General features: G+C 40.5%; 21 protein-coding genes. All 21 read left to right on the forward strand.

What is annotated here, in order from left to right; translation table 11 throughout:
* The first annotated feature begins 1 nt into the window (after position 1).
* Complete coding sequence (locus G576_RS12815; RefSeq protein WP_245563038.1) at positions 2–1,477, forward strand: phage portal protein; 1,476 nt, start codon at positions 2–4, stop codon at positions 1,475–1,477.
* Positions 1,461–3,035, forward strand: coding sequence for a minor capsid protein (locus tag G576_RS13065; protein ID WP_051178111.1), 1,575 nt, complete (start codon positions 1,461–1,463; stop codon positions 3,033–3,035). The genes G576_RS12815 and G576_RS13065 overlap by 17 nt, the downstream gene beginning before the upstream one ends.
* Positions 3,026–3,214: a hypothetical protein gene (locus G576_RS0110960; protein WP_027974634.1), complete on the forward strand. Its 189-nt coding sequence runs from the start codon at positions 3,026–3,028 to the stop codon at positions 3,212–3,214. Before G576_RS13065 ends, G576_RS0110960 begins: the two co-directional genes overlap by 10 nt.
* A gap of 21 nt (positions 3,215–3,235) precedes the next feature.
* Positions 3,236–3,415: a hypothetical protein gene (locus G576_RS0110965; RefSeq protein WP_027974635.1), complete on the forward strand. Its 180-nt coding sequence runs from the start codon at positions 3,236–3,238 to the stop codon at positions 3,413–3,415.
* Positions 3,416–3,479: 64 nt separating this feature from the next.
* Complete coding sequence (locus G576_RS0110970) at positions 3,480–3,659, forward strand: hypothetical protein (protein WP_037618964.1); 180 nt, start codon at positions 3,480–3,482, stop codon at positions 3,657–3,659.
* A complete protein-coding gene (locus tag G576_RS0110975) occupies positions 3,652–3,897 on the forward strand; it encodes a hypothetical protein (RefSeq protein ID WP_027974637.1) in 246 nt (81 codons plus the stop codon). The genes G576_RS0110970 and G576_RS0110975 overlap by 8 nt, the downstream gene beginning before the upstream one ends.
* A gap of 11 nt (positions 3,898–3,908) precedes the next feature.
* A complete protein-coding gene (locus G576_RS0110980; protein WP_027974638.1) occupies positions 3,909–4,160 on the forward strand; it encodes a DUF6275 family protein in 252 nt (83 codons plus the stop codon).
* 306 nt (positions 4,161–4,466) lie between these two features.
* Complete coding sequence (locus G576_RS0110985; protein WP_245563039.1) at positions 4,467–5,084, forward strand: DUF4355 domain-containing protein; 618 nt, start codon at positions 4,467–4,469, stop codon at positions 5,082–5,084.
* 15 nt (positions 5,085–5,099) lie between these two features.
* On the forward strand, positions 5,100–5,468 hold the full coding sequence (locus tag G576_RS0110990; RefSeq protein WP_027974640.1) for a hypothetical protein: 369 nt from the start codon (positions 5,100–5,102) through the stop codon (positions 5,466–5,468).
* Between the two features lie 3 nt (positions 5,469–5,471).
* Positions 5,472–6,521 carry a major capsid protein gene (locus tag G576_RS0110995; protein WP_027974641.1) on the forward strand — a complete coding sequence of 350 codons (1,050 nt, stop codon included), beginning with the start codon at positions 5,472–5,474 and terminating at the stop codon, positions 6,519–6,521.
* Positions 6,522–6,533: 12 nt separating this feature from the next.
* Complete coding sequence (locus G576_RS12825) at positions 6,534–6,797, forward strand: hypothetical protein (protein WP_037618968.1); 264 nt, start codon at positions 6,534–6,536, stop codon at positions 6,795–6,797.
* Entirely contained in the window at positions 6,797–7,138 is a 342-nt protein-coding gene (locus G576_RS0111010) for a phage head-tail connector protein (protein WP_027974642.1), read from the forward strand. The genes G576_RS12825 and G576_RS0111010 overlap by 1 nt, the downstream gene beginning before the upstream one ends.
* Entirely contained in the window at positions 7,135–7,434 is a 300-nt protein-coding gene (locus G576_RS12830; RefSeq protein ID WP_051178113.1) for a hypothetical protein, read from the forward strand. Before G576_RS0111010 ends, G576_RS12830 begins: the two co-directional genes overlap by 4 nt.
* Complete coding sequence (locus G576_RS0111020) at positions 7,434–7,778, forward strand: HK97-gp10 family putative phage morphogenesis protein (protein WP_027974643.1); 345 nt, start codon at positions 7,434–7,436, stop codon at positions 7,776–7,778. Before G576_RS12830 ends, G576_RS0111020 begins: the two co-directional genes overlap by 1 nt.
* A 9-nt stretch (positions 7,779–7,787) precedes the next feature.
* Complete coding sequence (locus G576_RS0111025) at positions 7,788–8,174, forward strand: hypothetical protein (RefSeq protein WP_027974644.1); 387 nt, start codon at positions 7,788–7,790, stop codon at positions 8,172–8,174.
* Between the two features lie 12 nt (positions 8,175–8,186).
* Complete coding sequence (locus tag G576_RS0111030; RefSeq protein ID WP_037618971.1) at positions 8,187–8,684, forward strand: phage major tail protein, TP901-1 family; 498 nt, start codon at positions 8,187–8,189, stop codon at positions 8,682–8,684.
* Between the two features lie 69 nt (positions 8,685–8,753).
* On the forward strand, positions 8,754–9,104 hold the full coding sequence (locus G576_RS0111035) for a tail assembly chaperone (RefSeq protein ID WP_027974646.1): 351 nt from the start codon (positions 8,754–8,756) through the stop codon (positions 9,102–9,104).
* A 122-nt stretch (positions 9,105–9,226) separates the two neighbouring features.
* Positions 9,227–9,460: a hypothetical protein gene (locus G576_RS13070; protein ID WP_051178114.1), complete on the forward strand. Its 234-nt coding sequence runs from the start codon at positions 9,227–9,229 to the stop codon at positions 9,458–9,460.
* Between the two features lie 4 nt (positions 9,461–9,464).
* Positions 9,465–13,121 (forward strand): phage tail protein, encoded by a 3,657-nt coding sequence (locus tag G576_RS13980; protein ID WP_027974647.1) that lies wholly within the window; start codon positions 9,465–9,467, stop codon positions 13,119–13,121.
* 15 nt (positions 13,122–13,136) lie between these two features.
* On the forward strand, positions 13,137–13,946 hold the full coding sequence (locus G576_RS0111050) for a distal tail protein Dit (RefSeq protein WP_027974648.1): 810 nt from the start codon (positions 13,137–13,139) through the stop codon (positions 13,944–13,946).
* Positions 13,943–15,986, forward strand: a 2,044-nt coding sequence (locus G576_RS0111055; protein ID WP_027974649.1) for a phage tail spike protein, incomplete at its 3' end; no start/stop codon positions are given. The genes G576_RS0111050 and G576_RS0111055, both read left to right, overlap by 4 nt.

Below are 15,986 nucleotides of genomic sequence, written 5' to 3' on the forward strand. Positions count from 1 at the left end.
TATGACAAATATTGTAGGGCGCCTAGAGAGCTTCACAGACTCAATGGGACGCACAAAATGGCTCAAGCATAGATTTCATCGTGAATCACGGTTACGCTACAGGGTGACGGATTTTGGCGAGTTAGAGCAAGATAATTTTAAGCTGTTAAAACGATTCATCAAGCATCACGAGCAAGTGCAGAAGCCACGGTTGCAAGAGTTGCATGATTATGGGCATGGATTAAATCACGGCATTTCAGAGTCAGACTACCGTCGAAATGAAAAGGATATGTCTGACGCTCGGGCTATTCACGATTTTGGCGGAATGATATCTGTTTTCAAACAAGGATATTTAGCAGGCGTGCCTGTCCGAGTGGATTATTCTGGTGATGGTGACTTTAGTGATATTGAGATTGATAATGACTTCCACAGCCTTAACAGAGACCTAGTGCTTGATATAAGTCAAATGGGACGTGCCTATGATGTTGTCTATCGTGGACAAGATGACCAAACGAAAGTCAGGAAACTAGACCCGATGGAGACATTTGTCATTTATGATACGTCGCTGAGCAATCACTCTGTTTGTGCCGTTAGATACTATCCACAAAGTCAATTTAGCACATCTAAAAAACGTCTCGTTGAATTGTATACCGAAACAAATGTCAGGCGTTTTGAATTATCAGGAAATGTATTGACTGAGATAGGGGAGGCTGATGTAAATCCTTTTGGCAAGGTGCAAGTGACGGAATATCTCAACGATGAGATGGGGATGGGCGACTATGAGACGATTTTAAATCTAATAGATCTTTATGACGCGAGTCAGTCAGACACGGCAAATTACATGAATGATTTATCAGATGCTATTCTCGCTGTTTTTGGTAACTTGGATTTTCCGGAAGATATGACCGTTGAGCAACAGCAGGAAATGATGCGCAGCATGCGACAAGTGAGGTTAATGTTATTTAAACCTCCTCGTGATAACGACGGTAAAGAAGCTGGTACGGTTGACGCTAAGTACTTAACAAAGAACTATGATGTGTCTGGTGTAGAGGCTTTTAAGTCGCGTATTGAAGCAGATATCCACAAATTTACCAACATGCCTAATATGACAGATAGTAATTTTGCAGGAACTCAGTCTGGCGAAGCGATGAAGTACAAACTGTTTGGTTTAGACCAAGAACGTGTGACAACTCAAGCACTATTTGAAAAGTCGCTTCGTAGGCGGTATGAGTTAATAGCAACTGTCGGTGAGGTGGTGCACGAGAATGGCAAGTTTGATGACAGTAAGCTCAAAATTACCTTTACACCGAACCTGCCTAAGTCTCTTACAGAAATTATTGCTAACTTTAAAGCATTAGGTGGCATGGTTTCAAATGAAACAGCAATGGAGCTAACTAATATCGTTGATGATGTTGAAGCTGAGATTGAGAAGTTAGAAGGTGCGCGTCCGGATAGTTACGATGGCTTAGGTGGTGATGTGAATGTCCAAACTGAATGATGAACAACTCAGTTACTGGCAACGACGCGAGCAAGCGCATGCTTTGCGTCAACAGATGGGTGAGACAGAGTTAGCTGATAAGATGTCAGAGAATCTAAAAGAAGCTCAAAGAAGTATCAATCATCAAATCCAAGTCTTTTACGAGCGATACGCAAGCAAAGAAGGTATTAGCATTGAGGATGCTATGGAACGTGTTAAAGCCCATGATGTACAGGCTTTTGCGAAAAAAGCAGCTGAGTATGTTAAAAACAAGGATTTTAGTCATCAAGCTAATCAAGATTTAAGACTGTATAACGCAACCATGAAAATTAACCGCTTAGAATTGCTCAAAGCGGAAATTAACCTTGAAATTGCATCGGCAACCAACGAAAATCAGAAGCTAATTAATGACTACCTCACTAACGAAGTCATGTCTGAGTACAGGCGCCAATCTGGTATTCTTGGTGAACATTTCTCATACAATAACGCTAGTGTAGAAGCGATTGTCAATGGCAGCTTTGATAATGCTGGAGTTTGGAAAAATACTCTATGGGATAATCACGCAGGGTTTACCAGTGAGCTTGGTGTTGTTTTAAGGCGCTCGATCACACAAGGGGCTAATCCACGAGATGTCGCAGCGCACTTTGGAAGGTTATTTGACCGAAATAGCTATGAAGCTAAACGATTGCTAGTAACTGAAGTAGCACGGATTCAAGGCGATGTCCAGATGGATTGTTATGCCAAAGCTGGTATTACCCAATATGTTTATCTAGCCGAACCATCAGCATGTAAATTGTGTTCCGGGCTAGATGGCGAGGTATTTGATGTAGCTGACAGAGCCATCGGCAAAAACTGTTATCCCATGCATCCGTTTTGTAAATGTTCTAGCGCAGGATACGTCGATGACGCGGAAGAAAAAGTTTACAGTCAAAATGTGTTTACAATGGATTTAATGGCAAAACAACGAACCTTTACAGTAGGAAACGATATCAGGGTAAAGACCAAAAGGTTGAATGGTACAGATTTTGATTTTTGGGTACAGGGGAGTACAAAGAAAATTAGAGATACCGTTTCTAATGTTCAAAGTAGCTTAAAAGATTTGACAGATTACAAAGTTCCAAATGTTGTATTTCTAAAAAAATCGAGATTACCTGGGTTTGCCGGATACGATTATAAGCAGGATATTTTATTTGTGAGTGATGCACTTCATTCGGAAAAAGAATTTGCAAAAATTCTATCTGATAATTATTTTGCTGCTCAAAACATTAAAGATACCATGGTGCATGAATTAACGCATAAAAAACATTGGGACTCTGCTAAAGCATTTTACAAGGCAAATAAAAAACGTTATAATGATGTTGAACAAGCAATGTCTGAATTAAATTCCCCTTTGGTGTCGTATGTCAAAGAACAATTGAAGCATGACTACAATTATCTTTATAACATCAGCGATAATGCAGCTATTGCATTTTACAACGATAACATCAATGAGTTGGTTGCTGAAGTTGGGGTATTGGGGGATAAAGTTACAGACCCAAATCTGTTAAATAAAGTTAAGGAGGTATTATCATGGAAGTAATGGCTATGCCTAGTAAAGCGACTGTGATGTTTTATAATCAATTGCGTCCTTGGATTGTTTCTGGCGAAATGAAGAATGGTATCATGAATTACAAGTTCGCAGATGATACCCCTAACAAAGTTTTAGAATTGTTTTCTGAACTCAAAGACAAACTTAGTTATCCAAGTGTCGTTGCTTAATACAATTAAGGAGGTAATATCATGGAAGTGATGGCGATGCCAAGCAAAGAAGTTTTGATTTTTACAAAACAAATCCGTCACTGGATTGTTGGCGATAAAACTATTTCAGGAAAGAAAGAGTTTATCTTCCGTGAAGATACTCCTCCTGAAGTCTTAAAACTTTATCAAGATATAAAATCAAAACTAAACTTTGCTTACTAAACAATCAAGCACTTAGAACAATCTAGGTGCTTTTTTGTTACAAAAAAACAGAAAGGAGGCACTAATGACTAATTTTACTATTGATTTGTCAGTTAGTTGGGATAATCAAGACGAATTTCAGCGCTTACTGCAAAATGTCGATGAAGCCCAACATGCGTACCATAATGCTTTGAAAGAATTGTCTGAATTTAAACCAGACATTCAAGTTGTTTCTAAAAATGGAGGTTACAAGTCACATGAATAAGCGTATTAAGAAAAAGCGTGAACTGATTGAACAAGTTCAGGGAACTAAAGAAGCTGTTGATATTGCATTGAACATCATTAAAAATTTACTTGATGAAAACGCCAAACAGGCAAATGAAATTGCCGAGCTACGTTCAACCGTTGAACGCAATGCACAGGCTACAAATTCGAGATTTGATTATCTTGAGAGAAAGGTGGCTGACAAGGTTTCTAAGAAATCTTGGTTTAGTCGTAAATAAGGAGAAGATACATGTTGGAAAAAGCAAAAAAATTAGCGTCAAAAGAATTTAAACGACTGTCAGGCCGTGAAATCAAACCAGAAGACTGCTACGTCGTGTGGTTTAGCAAAACGTTGCAAAATTGGAAAGCATTAGTTAGCACTAATCAAATCAAGTCTGATGAAAAATGTGGCGACTATGCGGAAGTAACTCACAATGGTGATAAAGCAGAAACCTATGTAGATGTCTATGCCAAGGTATCGAACCGAGCAATCAAAGATTAGGAGGCAATCCCACATCTTGACAGCAGGAAAGACTGCTTTAAACTACTCTAAATTACTTTAAACTACTCTAAATTACTTTAAACTATTCTAAATTACTTTAAACTGGTCGAAATTGACCAGTTTTCTTTTTGCCCTGTCGCATGGCGTTAAACTAGGCAAAATAACATAGACTGGCGTGGCTTTAGCGTATGGGTGGATAAATTATCCTAACCGGAAACTGTCAGGGGCTGACGAGCCTCTGAGTGGGTCTGAGAGGGTGCTTTAGAAACCTAGACAAAAGAGACTTGTTGGGAGATGGAGGAAAAAATGAAAAAAGACTTATTGACGCAACTATTTAAGCATGATGCAGATACTGGAACTGGTTCTGGTGGGGGCAATGGAGCAGATGTTTCTTCTAGTAATGGCGCTGACTCTACAGATGATTTTACACCGCCAACGACTCAATCAGAGCTAGATAGTTTGATTGGAAAAGCGGTAGATACGGCTTTAAAGAATCAGCAGGCTAAACATCAGAAAGCTTTAGATGAAGCTGTACAAACAGCGCTGGCTAAAGAAAAAGACTATTCAAAACTCAGTGCTGAACAGCGAGAACGCAAAGAATATGAGGACGAGAAGACCCGATTTGAAGAAGAGAAAGCTCAGTTCGCGCTGGAAAAATTAACAGTGCAGATTGAGAAAGATTTGGTCTCTAAGGGATTGCCTGTAGAGCTTGCAGGAACTTTCGCTCTCGCTGGTGATGAAAAGTCAGCTCTTGAAGCTGTCACTGCTTTTAAATCTGCATTTGATAAAGCTGTTGCTGAAGAAGTAAAGAAATCTGTACGTCAGAATGAACCAGGACAACGGACTGGGACTGCTGGTGCACAAAACTACGGAGCTGACCTCGCTAAGCGTAACGGGGTAGGCTCATCCGGAAAACTATTTTAGAAAGGAGTTTGTTCGATGAAACAAACCAAACTTACTCATCCCGCAGAAATTCTGCATAACTTGCCTTTCGAGGCTATTAGTGTAACAGTTGATAAAACGACAACTGGGACAACATCAGAACGTGGTCGTACTATTTTAAAAGCTGGGACCTTACTTGCTGGTGACGGAGCGTCGATTTTTGCTGATCATAGCAAAAAAGTAAAACTCGTCGCACCAACCGAAGCTACTATCGACGGTATCTTGCTTTATGACGTTGATTTGACAGATGGCGACGCGGATGCTGCTCTTGTCTATCGTGGAACTATTCGAGAAGATAAGTTGCCTGTTGCTATTGGCGAAAATAAATCAAAATTGCCACATATTGTATTCGTGAAAGGGGTGTAATGTATGCCATTAATTTATGATGTAATGACTGCCGGGAATGTAGCCGGCTATTTTAATGCGAGTCGTGAGAATGTTGATTCTACAAATGGGGAAAAATTCTTTCCTGCAAAGAAACAACTCGGTCTTAAACTTGCTTTTGTGAAAGGTGCAGCAGGTCGACCTGTTGTCCTTCGTGCTTCAGCTTTTGATACAAAGGTAACACTTCGTGAACGCATGAGTGTGACGCTAAACGAAGATGAAATGCCGTTCTTCAAAGAAGCTATGCTGGTGAAAGAAGCTGACCGTCAGCAACTCAATCTATTAGCTCAGACTGGCAATCAAGATATTATTGATACTATCACTAAGGCGATTTTTGATGACGCAACTCACTTAGTCAATGGCGCTCGTGCCCGTTTGGAAGCTATGCGTATGCAAGTGCTAGCGACTGGTAAAATCGCTGTTAAGACAAACGGTATCGCAAAAGATTTTGATTACAACATCCCCGAGGAAAACAAGGGGACAGCTTCAGTTGCATGGACAGAGGCTACTGCAAATCCATTAGGTGATATTGAAAAAGCTGTGGAGGCGTTGGAAAACCTTGGTGGTAAAGCTGAGGTCATCATTATGAACGCGAAGACTTTTGCCTTGGCTAAAAACGCAAAATCTACAGTTAAAATCATCAAGCCTCTTGCTCCAGATGGCGCCACAGTAACCAAATCAGAGTTTCGAAATTACCTCGAAGATGAATACGGACTTACAGTCGTTATCGAATCCGGTGTATTTGTTGATGATGACGGCGAAACTAAGAAGTATTTCCCCGATTCGCAAGTCACTCTCGCTCCTAACTCTGCTCTTGGCTCAACTGTCTTTGGTACAACTCCAGAAGAATCCGATTTGCTTGGTAGCAATGTGGTCGGTGCACAAGTTGAAATTGTCGAGACAGGTATTGCCATCACTACTACAAAAGAAACAGATCCAGTAAATGTGCAAACAAAAGTATCTATGATTGCTTTGCCATCATTTGAGGGTCTTGAATCTGTGTACATGCTTTCAACAGGCTTGCCTGTGCTTTAATAGGAGGTTACTATGGCGTATATTGTTGATAAATCATTTGAGTGTAAAGTGACTCACAAGCAACATTTCATTGATACCGTATACGACGGTGAGCGTGCTGACGAGTTGCTTGAATTGGGTGTCATTCACTGGGAAGATGATAATGAAAATGATAACAAGGGGGACGTCTCTAAGTTATCTAAAGACGATATCATGGCTAAGCTGGAAGAACTTGGTATCGAGTTTAACAAACGTGATAGCAAGGATAAATTATTGGCCTTGCTTGAAGGCAAATAATGACTGTTATTGAAAACGTCAAGGTATTGTTAGGTATTCCAAAAGATGATACAGAACAAGATGGGTTGCTTAGCGAAATTGAACAAAACACCATTGACTTATTTAAAGCGAAAACTGGGGAGAAAAATGAAGTTCCTTCCCAGTTTTTATTTATGGTTAAAGAGGTTATTGTCAAACGTTACAACCGCATCGGTTCCGAAGGTATGTCGTCAACTAGTCAAACAGATTTGTCTATGACATTTGATAATACTGATTTTGACGAGTATCAGGAAATACTTGATAAATACTATGCGACTGTTAATAAGGACAGAATCAGACAAGGGAAGATGATTTGGTTATGAATACTAGCAAAAGGGTGACTTTTGTTCAGATTAGCAAAAAAGGGTCATATAACCCTGAAACCAGTCAACGTGATACTGATGTGTTGTTAAAAACTGTTCGTCCTTGTCATGTGTCGGACTTGGGTATAGAGGAATCTTTGAAAATCTTTGGGAATTATAAAGACGACCGTAAGATTGTCTTGCTTAGGCAGCCTTATATAGCAAAAGTTGACTACGTTTTGCTTAACGAATCTCAGTACAGGGTAGTTAGTAAGCGCCTCGGTGGTAGGGCTTATTATATTGAAAGAGGGCAGTGATGCGAGTGACTTGGAAAGGCATGACGCGCCTTCAAAAAAAGCTAAAAACCGTTCAGCAACTAACTAAAGCTAAGAATGTAGTCAAAAATAACACCGCTCAACTGCAAAAGAAAATGGTTCGTAATGCTGTATTTGAAAAAAGGTATTCTACGGGTCAAACGAGACGGTCTATCAATATCGAAATCATAGACGACGGCATGACAGGAAAGGTAGGCCCTGGCACTGAATACAGCCCATACGTTGAATACGGAACTCGGAAGATGCAGGCACAACCTTTTGTTAGACCAGCCTACAACGAACAGAAAGAAAAATTTAAGGCTGACTTAGATGAGTTGGTTAAATAGGTGCGACACATGAAAACAACAGATCAATCTATTTTTGATGAGATTATTAAACAAGGGAATAAGCTTGGCTTTACAATGCACGAGTCTTTACCTATGGAAGATGTCCCTTATCCTTTTGTTAATATGCTTGATATTCAGTATATTCCCCAACCTAATAAAAGCCAGCGTAAGGGAAAATACGCTGTTGCTTTGACTGTGTGGGGTGAAAGTCATCAGCGTCGATTGGTTGCTGAAATGACTGCCAAATTGTGGCAATCTTGTTTGAAACTGTCTATCGGTGATTTTAAAACAGTCTTACTTAGCCAATCTTCCAGCTATCGCATTTATGAGGAAAGACAATCGGAAGTATCCACACTGTGGCGTTCGGATATGTCTTTAGAATTTTTAATTTTGTAAAGGAGAAAAATAATGCCGCAATCAGTACAAGGTATTAATAAATTTTTGCTTTATCGTTTTTTGAAAGAAGCAAAAATGAAACCTGCAACCAAGATCGCTCTACAAACAGAGCACGAGACATCATCTAGTCGAGATGTCAATTCCACTCAGACCAAGGACGGGACTGTTCGTACTTTGGGTCAAGTCGAGCAGGAGGTGACTGCAACAACCTATTTATCCACAACTGATGAAGTTGATAAGCTTAAAGAAGCCCATGAAAACAGTGATATCGTGGAGCTATGGGACATTCTTGCAGAAGCTCCTGACGAAAGTCAAAAATATAAAGCGACGTATTATCAGGCATACATTAGTGAGGTGTCAGAATCTGCTCCAACAGATGACGGTGTAGAGGTATCATTAACCTTTGCAGTAATTGGTAAGGGCAAACGCGGTAAGACCTCACTGACCGAAGCGCAAGCGGAGGTGCTTGATTATGTGTTTCGTGATACAGCACAAGTAAATGTGCTGTAAAAATAATTGGTTTTGTGATGAGACAGCATGTAAAAATGCCGTCTCTTTTTTGTTTAAAGGAGAAAAATAATGGAATTTACAATTAAAAACACCACTAAAGAATTGGTTTTTGGAGTCGGTTTTATCCGTCGATTGGACTCTAAATTCAAAGTTACTCGTGAAGGATTGGCTTTTGGTGTGGGTCTGCAAATGGCTTATCCACAAATTGTCGGGGGGAATGTAACTGTGCTTTCTGATGTTATCGCAGCGGCATGGCCTGGCACTCCATCACAAGATGTTGTAGACCGAGCAGTAGATAGTTATGCAGAGGCGAATGATGGATTGAAACCTTTGTTTGATGAGGTGATTGAAAGTTTAAAAGTGTCACCACAGACCAAAGACACAATCAGCCTGATTCAGGAAGAAGCAGACGGTCTGTAAGCTCCGAAGAAACATACGAAGAGATAGCACTAACTTGCTTCCGTTATTTAGGTTTTAAGAGTCTTAGTGAAGTTGACGCTCTTACACTTGATGAGTACCGTTTGCACTGCGAGGCGATACGAATGCGTCAAATTGATGATGTGTACCATATTCACCTATCGGCATGGGCTAATAGAGCTGTTAAAGCAACCAAGCTTACAGGAACTGGAAAAAGTCAAAAAGAGGTATACATCTATCGAAAATTTGAAGATTTCTTTGACTACGAAGCTCAAGTAAATAGCGGCAAGCATAAACAGAGTAAGACGGATAGCAAGTTAGCAAAACTCATTACAAAATCAAACCAAGAAAGGAGTTAAGATAGTGTCGGAAAAATATTCAGTAGAGGCTATACTTTCTTTGGTTGACAAGGGTTTCTCTAGCGGTATGGCGAAAGCTGAAAGGATGTTGGATAGCGTCAATAAGTCAACTGCCGGGGCTACGAAAGCTATGACGAAAGCGGTTGCTATTTCTGGCGCAGCAATCGGAGCGACCCTTTCCGCTATTGGTATATCCTCCATTAAGTCAGCAGGTAATGCCCAAGCAATGCAGTCCCAATTTTCTCAGGTATTTTCTGGGATGGAAAAAGATGCAAGTGCTTCTTTAAGGTCTATTTCTAAAGAAAATAACATTTTAGAAAATCGTCTGAAAAGCTCATTTACTCAGATGGCTGCATTTGCTAAGACTGGTGGTATGGACACAGCTGGGTCTTTAAATCTTGCAAGTCGTGCCACACGAGCAGCGGCTGATAGCGCAGCTTTTTACGACCGTTCAATCGAAGATGTTACAGAGAGCCTACAAGGTTTTTTAAAAGGAAACTATGAAAACGATGCAGCGCTTGGGGTATCAGCAACTGAAACAACTAGGAATGCAGCAGCAAATAAACTATACGGTAAATCTTTTAATGAATTAAGCGAATCTCAAAAGCAATTGACGCTGCTGCAAATGGTTGAAGATGCCAATCGGTTGTCCGGTGCTTTGGGGCAAGCCTCTCGCGAAGCAGACGGATTAGAGAACGTTATTGGTAACTTTAAGCAGTCTATCACAGATTTAGGTGTTGCTACGGGTGCGCCAATTCTAGATCCGTTTATCCGTGCGACAAAGACGGCTCAAGGAATCATTACAGCCATAACAAATAAAATGCCTGCTTTTTATTCGGCGTTTGAAAAATCAAACGTTGGGCAAGCGCTGATTGCAAATTTTGATAAGTTGATTGCTGGTGGTGAGAAATTAACAGGCATGATTAATAACCTATCTTTCGATTCTGCTTCGATTGACGCTTTTGCAAAAAGCCTAGGTACGATTGTTGCTTTGTTTCCGTTGCTAAATGGAGCCCTCCCTGTAGTTTCTGGGCTTTCTGGGAAACTAACTGGTGCGAAAAATGCTTTAGGTGGATTGTCGGATAAAGTAAATGTTGTAGACAACATCAAAAATGCTTTTATAAAAGCTGGTCCAGCAATAGACAACTTTAAGGATAAAGCAGAGACCGCAGCGATTCATGGTATGTACGCCATGGATAAATTTGAAGCCAAGTTCCCTAGAATTAGTTCTGCCTTTCAAACTGTCGGAAGCAAAGTTTCTAGCAGTATTGGTGCAGTCAGCAGTAAGGTGACGAGTGGATTTGAAACAATGGCTTTGCATGGAATGTACGCAATGGATGGTATTGTTGGTAGGTTTCCTCGAATGACTGCTGCTGTTACTGCAGTAAGCGGTAAGGTTGGCGGACTTGGAGGAGTGTTTACTAAAACAGGTAATCTTGGTACATCCATTTTTACAAAAACATCTAGTGCAATCGGTCAAGTTGCTCTTATGGCCTTACAGGTCGTTGGTCCTATGGCTCTTGTCGGGGCTGGATTAGCGGCGGCCGGTTTTGCTATGGTAAATTTTGGCGATCAGATAAATGCTGTCTTAGATACAGCTATTAGCCAAGGTCCGCAAATTATTAGTCAATTTGTGGATAGTATCGTGAGCCAAATTCCTAGTTTAGTGACTGCTGGTGTCGGTATGGTGACGAAGCTAGGTGATGTGATTGCGGCTAATCTTCCTGTCATTGCACAAAAAGGTATAGAGCTAGTCAATGCTTTAGTGTCAAGTGTCGGAAGTAATTCAGGACAGTTGATTTCAACCGCTATTCAAATTGTTACAACACTTGCCAATAGTCTGATTTCAGCGATTCCTCAGTTGATTATGACTGGTATGCGTTTCCTGTTGAGTCTTGTTGATGGAATTATCCAAAACATTCCTTTGTTGGTTAGTTCAGCACAGACTATCATCAGTAACTTTGCATCAAATCTACAAACTTATTTACCACAGATTATCCAGACAGGGATTCAAATTTTACTCAAGTTAATTCAAGGGATTGTTCAATTGGTTCCTCAACTGATACCTGTTGCAGTGCAATTAATTCAGACCTTAATCCAAGGGATTGTGAGCAATCTTCCAACCATTCTTCAAGGCGGTATTCAACTTGTGATGGCTATTGTTCAGGGGATTATTAGTAATCTACCGGCTATCATACAAGGAGCGCTACAGATTATTCAGAGTCTTGTCCAAGGGATAGCTCAGGCTTTGCCACAGCTCATCATGGCAGGGTTACAATTGATTGTACAGTTTGTTACAGCTTTAATCACGGGGCTACCTGCTATTATGCAGGCTGGTATTGAGTTGATTGTCGGATTGGGTCAAGCTATGCTTGAAGCGATTCCGGGAGCAATCAGCAGTGTCGTAGATTCTGTTACTGGATTCTTTGGTGATATGTGGAATACAATCACTGGTAAAACAGACGAGGGCAAGGAAAAAGTAAAAGCCAGCTCAACTGATATGGCTACATCAGTCAGCTCCTCCTTTGAAACTCTTAGCACTAACGCTAAGAGTGCTACTGGAAGTCTCGCTGACGGGATTACTTTGGACTTTGAGACAGCAGAAAGCAATGCGATAGCTTCGGCGTTAGAGTTGGAATCATCTGCTAGTGATGCCTTGTCTGCGACCGAAAAGGTGGCAAGTGCGAGCTCTAAAACAGCCGAAGGTGCAGTATCAAATAGTTATAGTTCGGCAGCCTCAAGCGTGGCTAACTCTACTAATCAGATTCAGAGCGCCACATCTAAATCCTTGGCTCAAGCAACGACTTCAGCACAAAATTCAGGAAAACAGATTGAATCTGCAATCCGTTCAAGCATGACTCAAGCGACTAATGCTGTAAATACTAGCATGACTGGAATTTCAAATAGCATTAAGACTTCGATGACTGGGGTTGCTTCGACTGTTAAATCCCAGATGCAGGCGGTTACGACTTCTATGAAGTCAAGCTTTAATTCTATTGGAAATCAAGCTAAAAGCTCAATGACTGCTTTACAAAATAGCTTTAAAGCTGGCATTAATGCAGTTAAGTCAAGCGTTGCTTCAGGAATGAACAGCGTCAAGAGTGCCTTTAGCAGTTCTATGAGTCAAATTCAAAGCAAGGTGTCCTCGTCAATGAATAGTGTTGTTTCAGCCATGAGAAGCGCAAGCGGAGGGGCACGCTCAGCCGGTTATTACACTGGTATGGGATTTTATAGTGGCTTAGCCTCAACGGCAGGATCAATTTATAGTTTGGCTTCAAGCATTGCAAATAATGTCGCGTCAAGAATACGCTCAGCCCTTAATATTCACTCACCGTCTCGTGTGACAACTGAGCTTGGGGGATATACTGGAGAAGGTATGTACAACGGTATGTTGGGATGGGTAAATAAAATTAGTAATGTAGCAGATATGTTAGGGGTAGCAGCAGTTCCTAAAATGTCTTTACCAAACATTATGAGCCAAATCCCATCTGTTGCTAGCCACTATAGTATGCCTGATATGACATTCGAGCAATCTGTTAAGACAATCAGACCGGTTGAACTTACGTTCTCGTTTGGAAGTCAAGTGTTTAGAACATTTGTCGAAGATATCAACAGTCTAAACGGACAGATACTTGAGTTGGAAGAAGTTTATAGTCTGTAAGAAGGAGGATAAAACATGACTTATCAATTTGTTGACGCAACAAGTAGGAGCCCTTCGGAGGCTTCTTTTGCGTCAATACAGACAGTTTTTAACGGTCATAATTTAGATAAAGAATTAGTTGGTTTTAGAACTTTAACGGTTAGCGGGCGCGGTCTACTGGGCAGAACGAATACAACATCGACAATACCAGGTCGTGATGGAGTGTTGTTTGAAGAAAGCGTGTTACCACCTAGACAAATTACAGTCAAATTTCAGCTAATTGCTGAGTCGAATGTGTCCTTTAGACAAGCTTTTAATCAACTTAACCTATTGTTGCACACGCAAAATGCGAGCCTATTATCATTTACTGATGAACCAGAGTATTCGTTCTATGCTCAATTACAAGATGTGGATCATATCGAAGAAAATAGCAATCAAACGATTGCTTCTTTTAGTTTTATCTGCTACGACCCTTACAAGTATAAGAGGGCTCAATCGCAAACTGGAACAACGAATCTAACTATTGCAACCATGGGCGATGCAAAAACTCTCTTACCAACAAAACCAGACAAGATAACATGCAGGCCGTCGTCTACAACTTCGAAAGTTGTCGTGACGAATACAACGACAGGAAAGAAAATCGTTGTAAATACGTCTGTGTCAAGCGGTCAAGAATTAACAATTGAGTTGTTAAGTGACTATCCAATCAAGGTCAATTCTCAGAACAAAACCGCTGATTTAGATTTTGTAGCAAGTGATCTTGATTTTTATATCAAACAGGGAGACCTAATTACTATGAGTCCTGGAGGAGCATTAAGTGTTAGCGTGAGGGAGAGATTATATTGAGCGAATTATATTTATTTGACAATGCAGAACGACTGCTATCTGTTACTAATCCAACTGAGGCGGTACAGTCTGAAGAACTTAATAAAATGATTACTTTTCACGGCACCATTCCGTATTCCGATACAATGCGAAAAGTGCAGTATATCGGGCACAAAGATGCTGATGATTCGAATAACTTCCACTTATACCGACTAACAAATAACAAGCCTGAAGGTCTGTCAAAAGTACCGATAACGGGTGTACATACTTTTTTTGATGATATGTCATCTGATGGATATATCAAAGACTACCGTCCAACAAACAAAACGGTTTTAGAAATTGTCACGAAAATTTTAGACGGTTCAAGGTGGAAAGTTGGTGTTGTTCAGACGGCACAAAGGGCAACAACGAATTTTTACTATTTGACAAGACTTGACTCTTTGTCAAAATTAGTAGATTTAACAGGGGTAGAGATTCGCCCAAGGATGGTCTACTCAGATGGAAAAATAACATCTAGATATCTAGATGTGTATGATCGTCTAGGAGCTGACCGTGGGAAGATTTTTCAACATGGCGTTGATTTGCTAACTGTGACGGAAAATAACAATCTTGGTGCAATCTACACTGCTGCAGTTGGTAGAGGTAGAGGCGAAGAGACAGAAAGTGGGTTTGGACGAAAATTAACATTTGCAGATGTAGAATGGTCGGTTGCGAACGGTAATCCGGTTAATAAGCCTGTCGGACAAGAGTATGTAGAGCTTATCGGACAGACGAAACTTTATGGCTTTGCAAACGGAACAAAACCAAGAATTGCGATTATTGATTTTAGTGACGAAGAAGACCAAGAAAAATTATTAACTTCAACTTATGACTGGCTCGTGGAAAACAGTCGTCCAAAAACAGAATACAGTTCGACTGTTGCAAGAGCTGGTGATTGCAAGCTAGGTGATACAGTTGGCATTTCCAAGCCTAGCGTAGGCATTAAATATAAGACTCGAATTTTTAAAATTGAACGTAACTTATTAAATCGTAACAAAACGAAATTTGGAATCGGTGATAAACTAACAAAATCCTCGTACGAACGCGAGAAATTTTTGGTTAATCAAATAGAACAAGCTAAAGATGATACAGTGTATTGGCTAGACAGCCTAAAAAAGCAAATCGTATCTAGCTATTTCAACGAAGATGGGTACAACTACGATTTAAAAGCAGGGAATGAGTATGGTCTGCCTGCTGGATATTATTCGTTTGATAAGCCTATTGACCAAGACCCTAGCAAAGTTATCTACATGGGTGCAGGTAAACTTGCTATCGCAAACAGTAAGCTCCCAACAGGCGAGTGGAATTGGACGACAATGGCGACTGGCGACGGAATGACTTTGGACGCTGTGAATAGCGGAGTCTTAACTTCTGGGCGTATCCAATCTCCTGACGGCAAATCATATTGGGATTTGGATAATGGGGACGTGGTGCTAAACGTTAATAAGCTAACTATTAATGCAAATCCAGTGGCAACTCAAAAAGACTTAGAAGCTATTGAATTAACTCAAGGTCCTGCCGGAAAAGGCATCGTTTCGACTGAACTGCGATATCTTCTGACAAGTCAAGCCACTGGTGTTACTCGTAATTCAGGAACTTGGGGGACAGTGGTGCAAACTCCCACCGCCACTCAGCGTTATGTTTGGGCGTATCGAATTGAACGATACAGTGACGGTACTAGCGCGACTGGGGAACCTTATGTTTTATCAGTTTTTGGTGAAAAAGGTATCCAAGGATTATCGCATCATCTATTCACGACAAACTATCAATACAATCAAACCAGCATATCTCATTACAGTACGCCTGGTTATACAGGAACATGGGCAGTCAATGAGAATACAGGGTTAGTAAAAATTGGCGATACAGTCACTATGTCTGTTTATCACACAGAAAAATTGGGCTTAGTATATATATTGGCAACTGTTAAAGCTATCGCCAGTGATAGAAGTTTGACTACTGTTTCTAAAGGGTTGATTGATAAAGGTGAGAAAGGCACTGATGGTAGAACTTCATACATCCATT

It is taken from the genome of Streptococcus porci DSM 23759 (assembly GCF_000423765.1).
Classification (GTDB): domain Bacteria; phylum Bacillota; class Bacilli; order Lactobacillales; family Streptococcaceae; genus Streptococcus; species Streptococcus porci.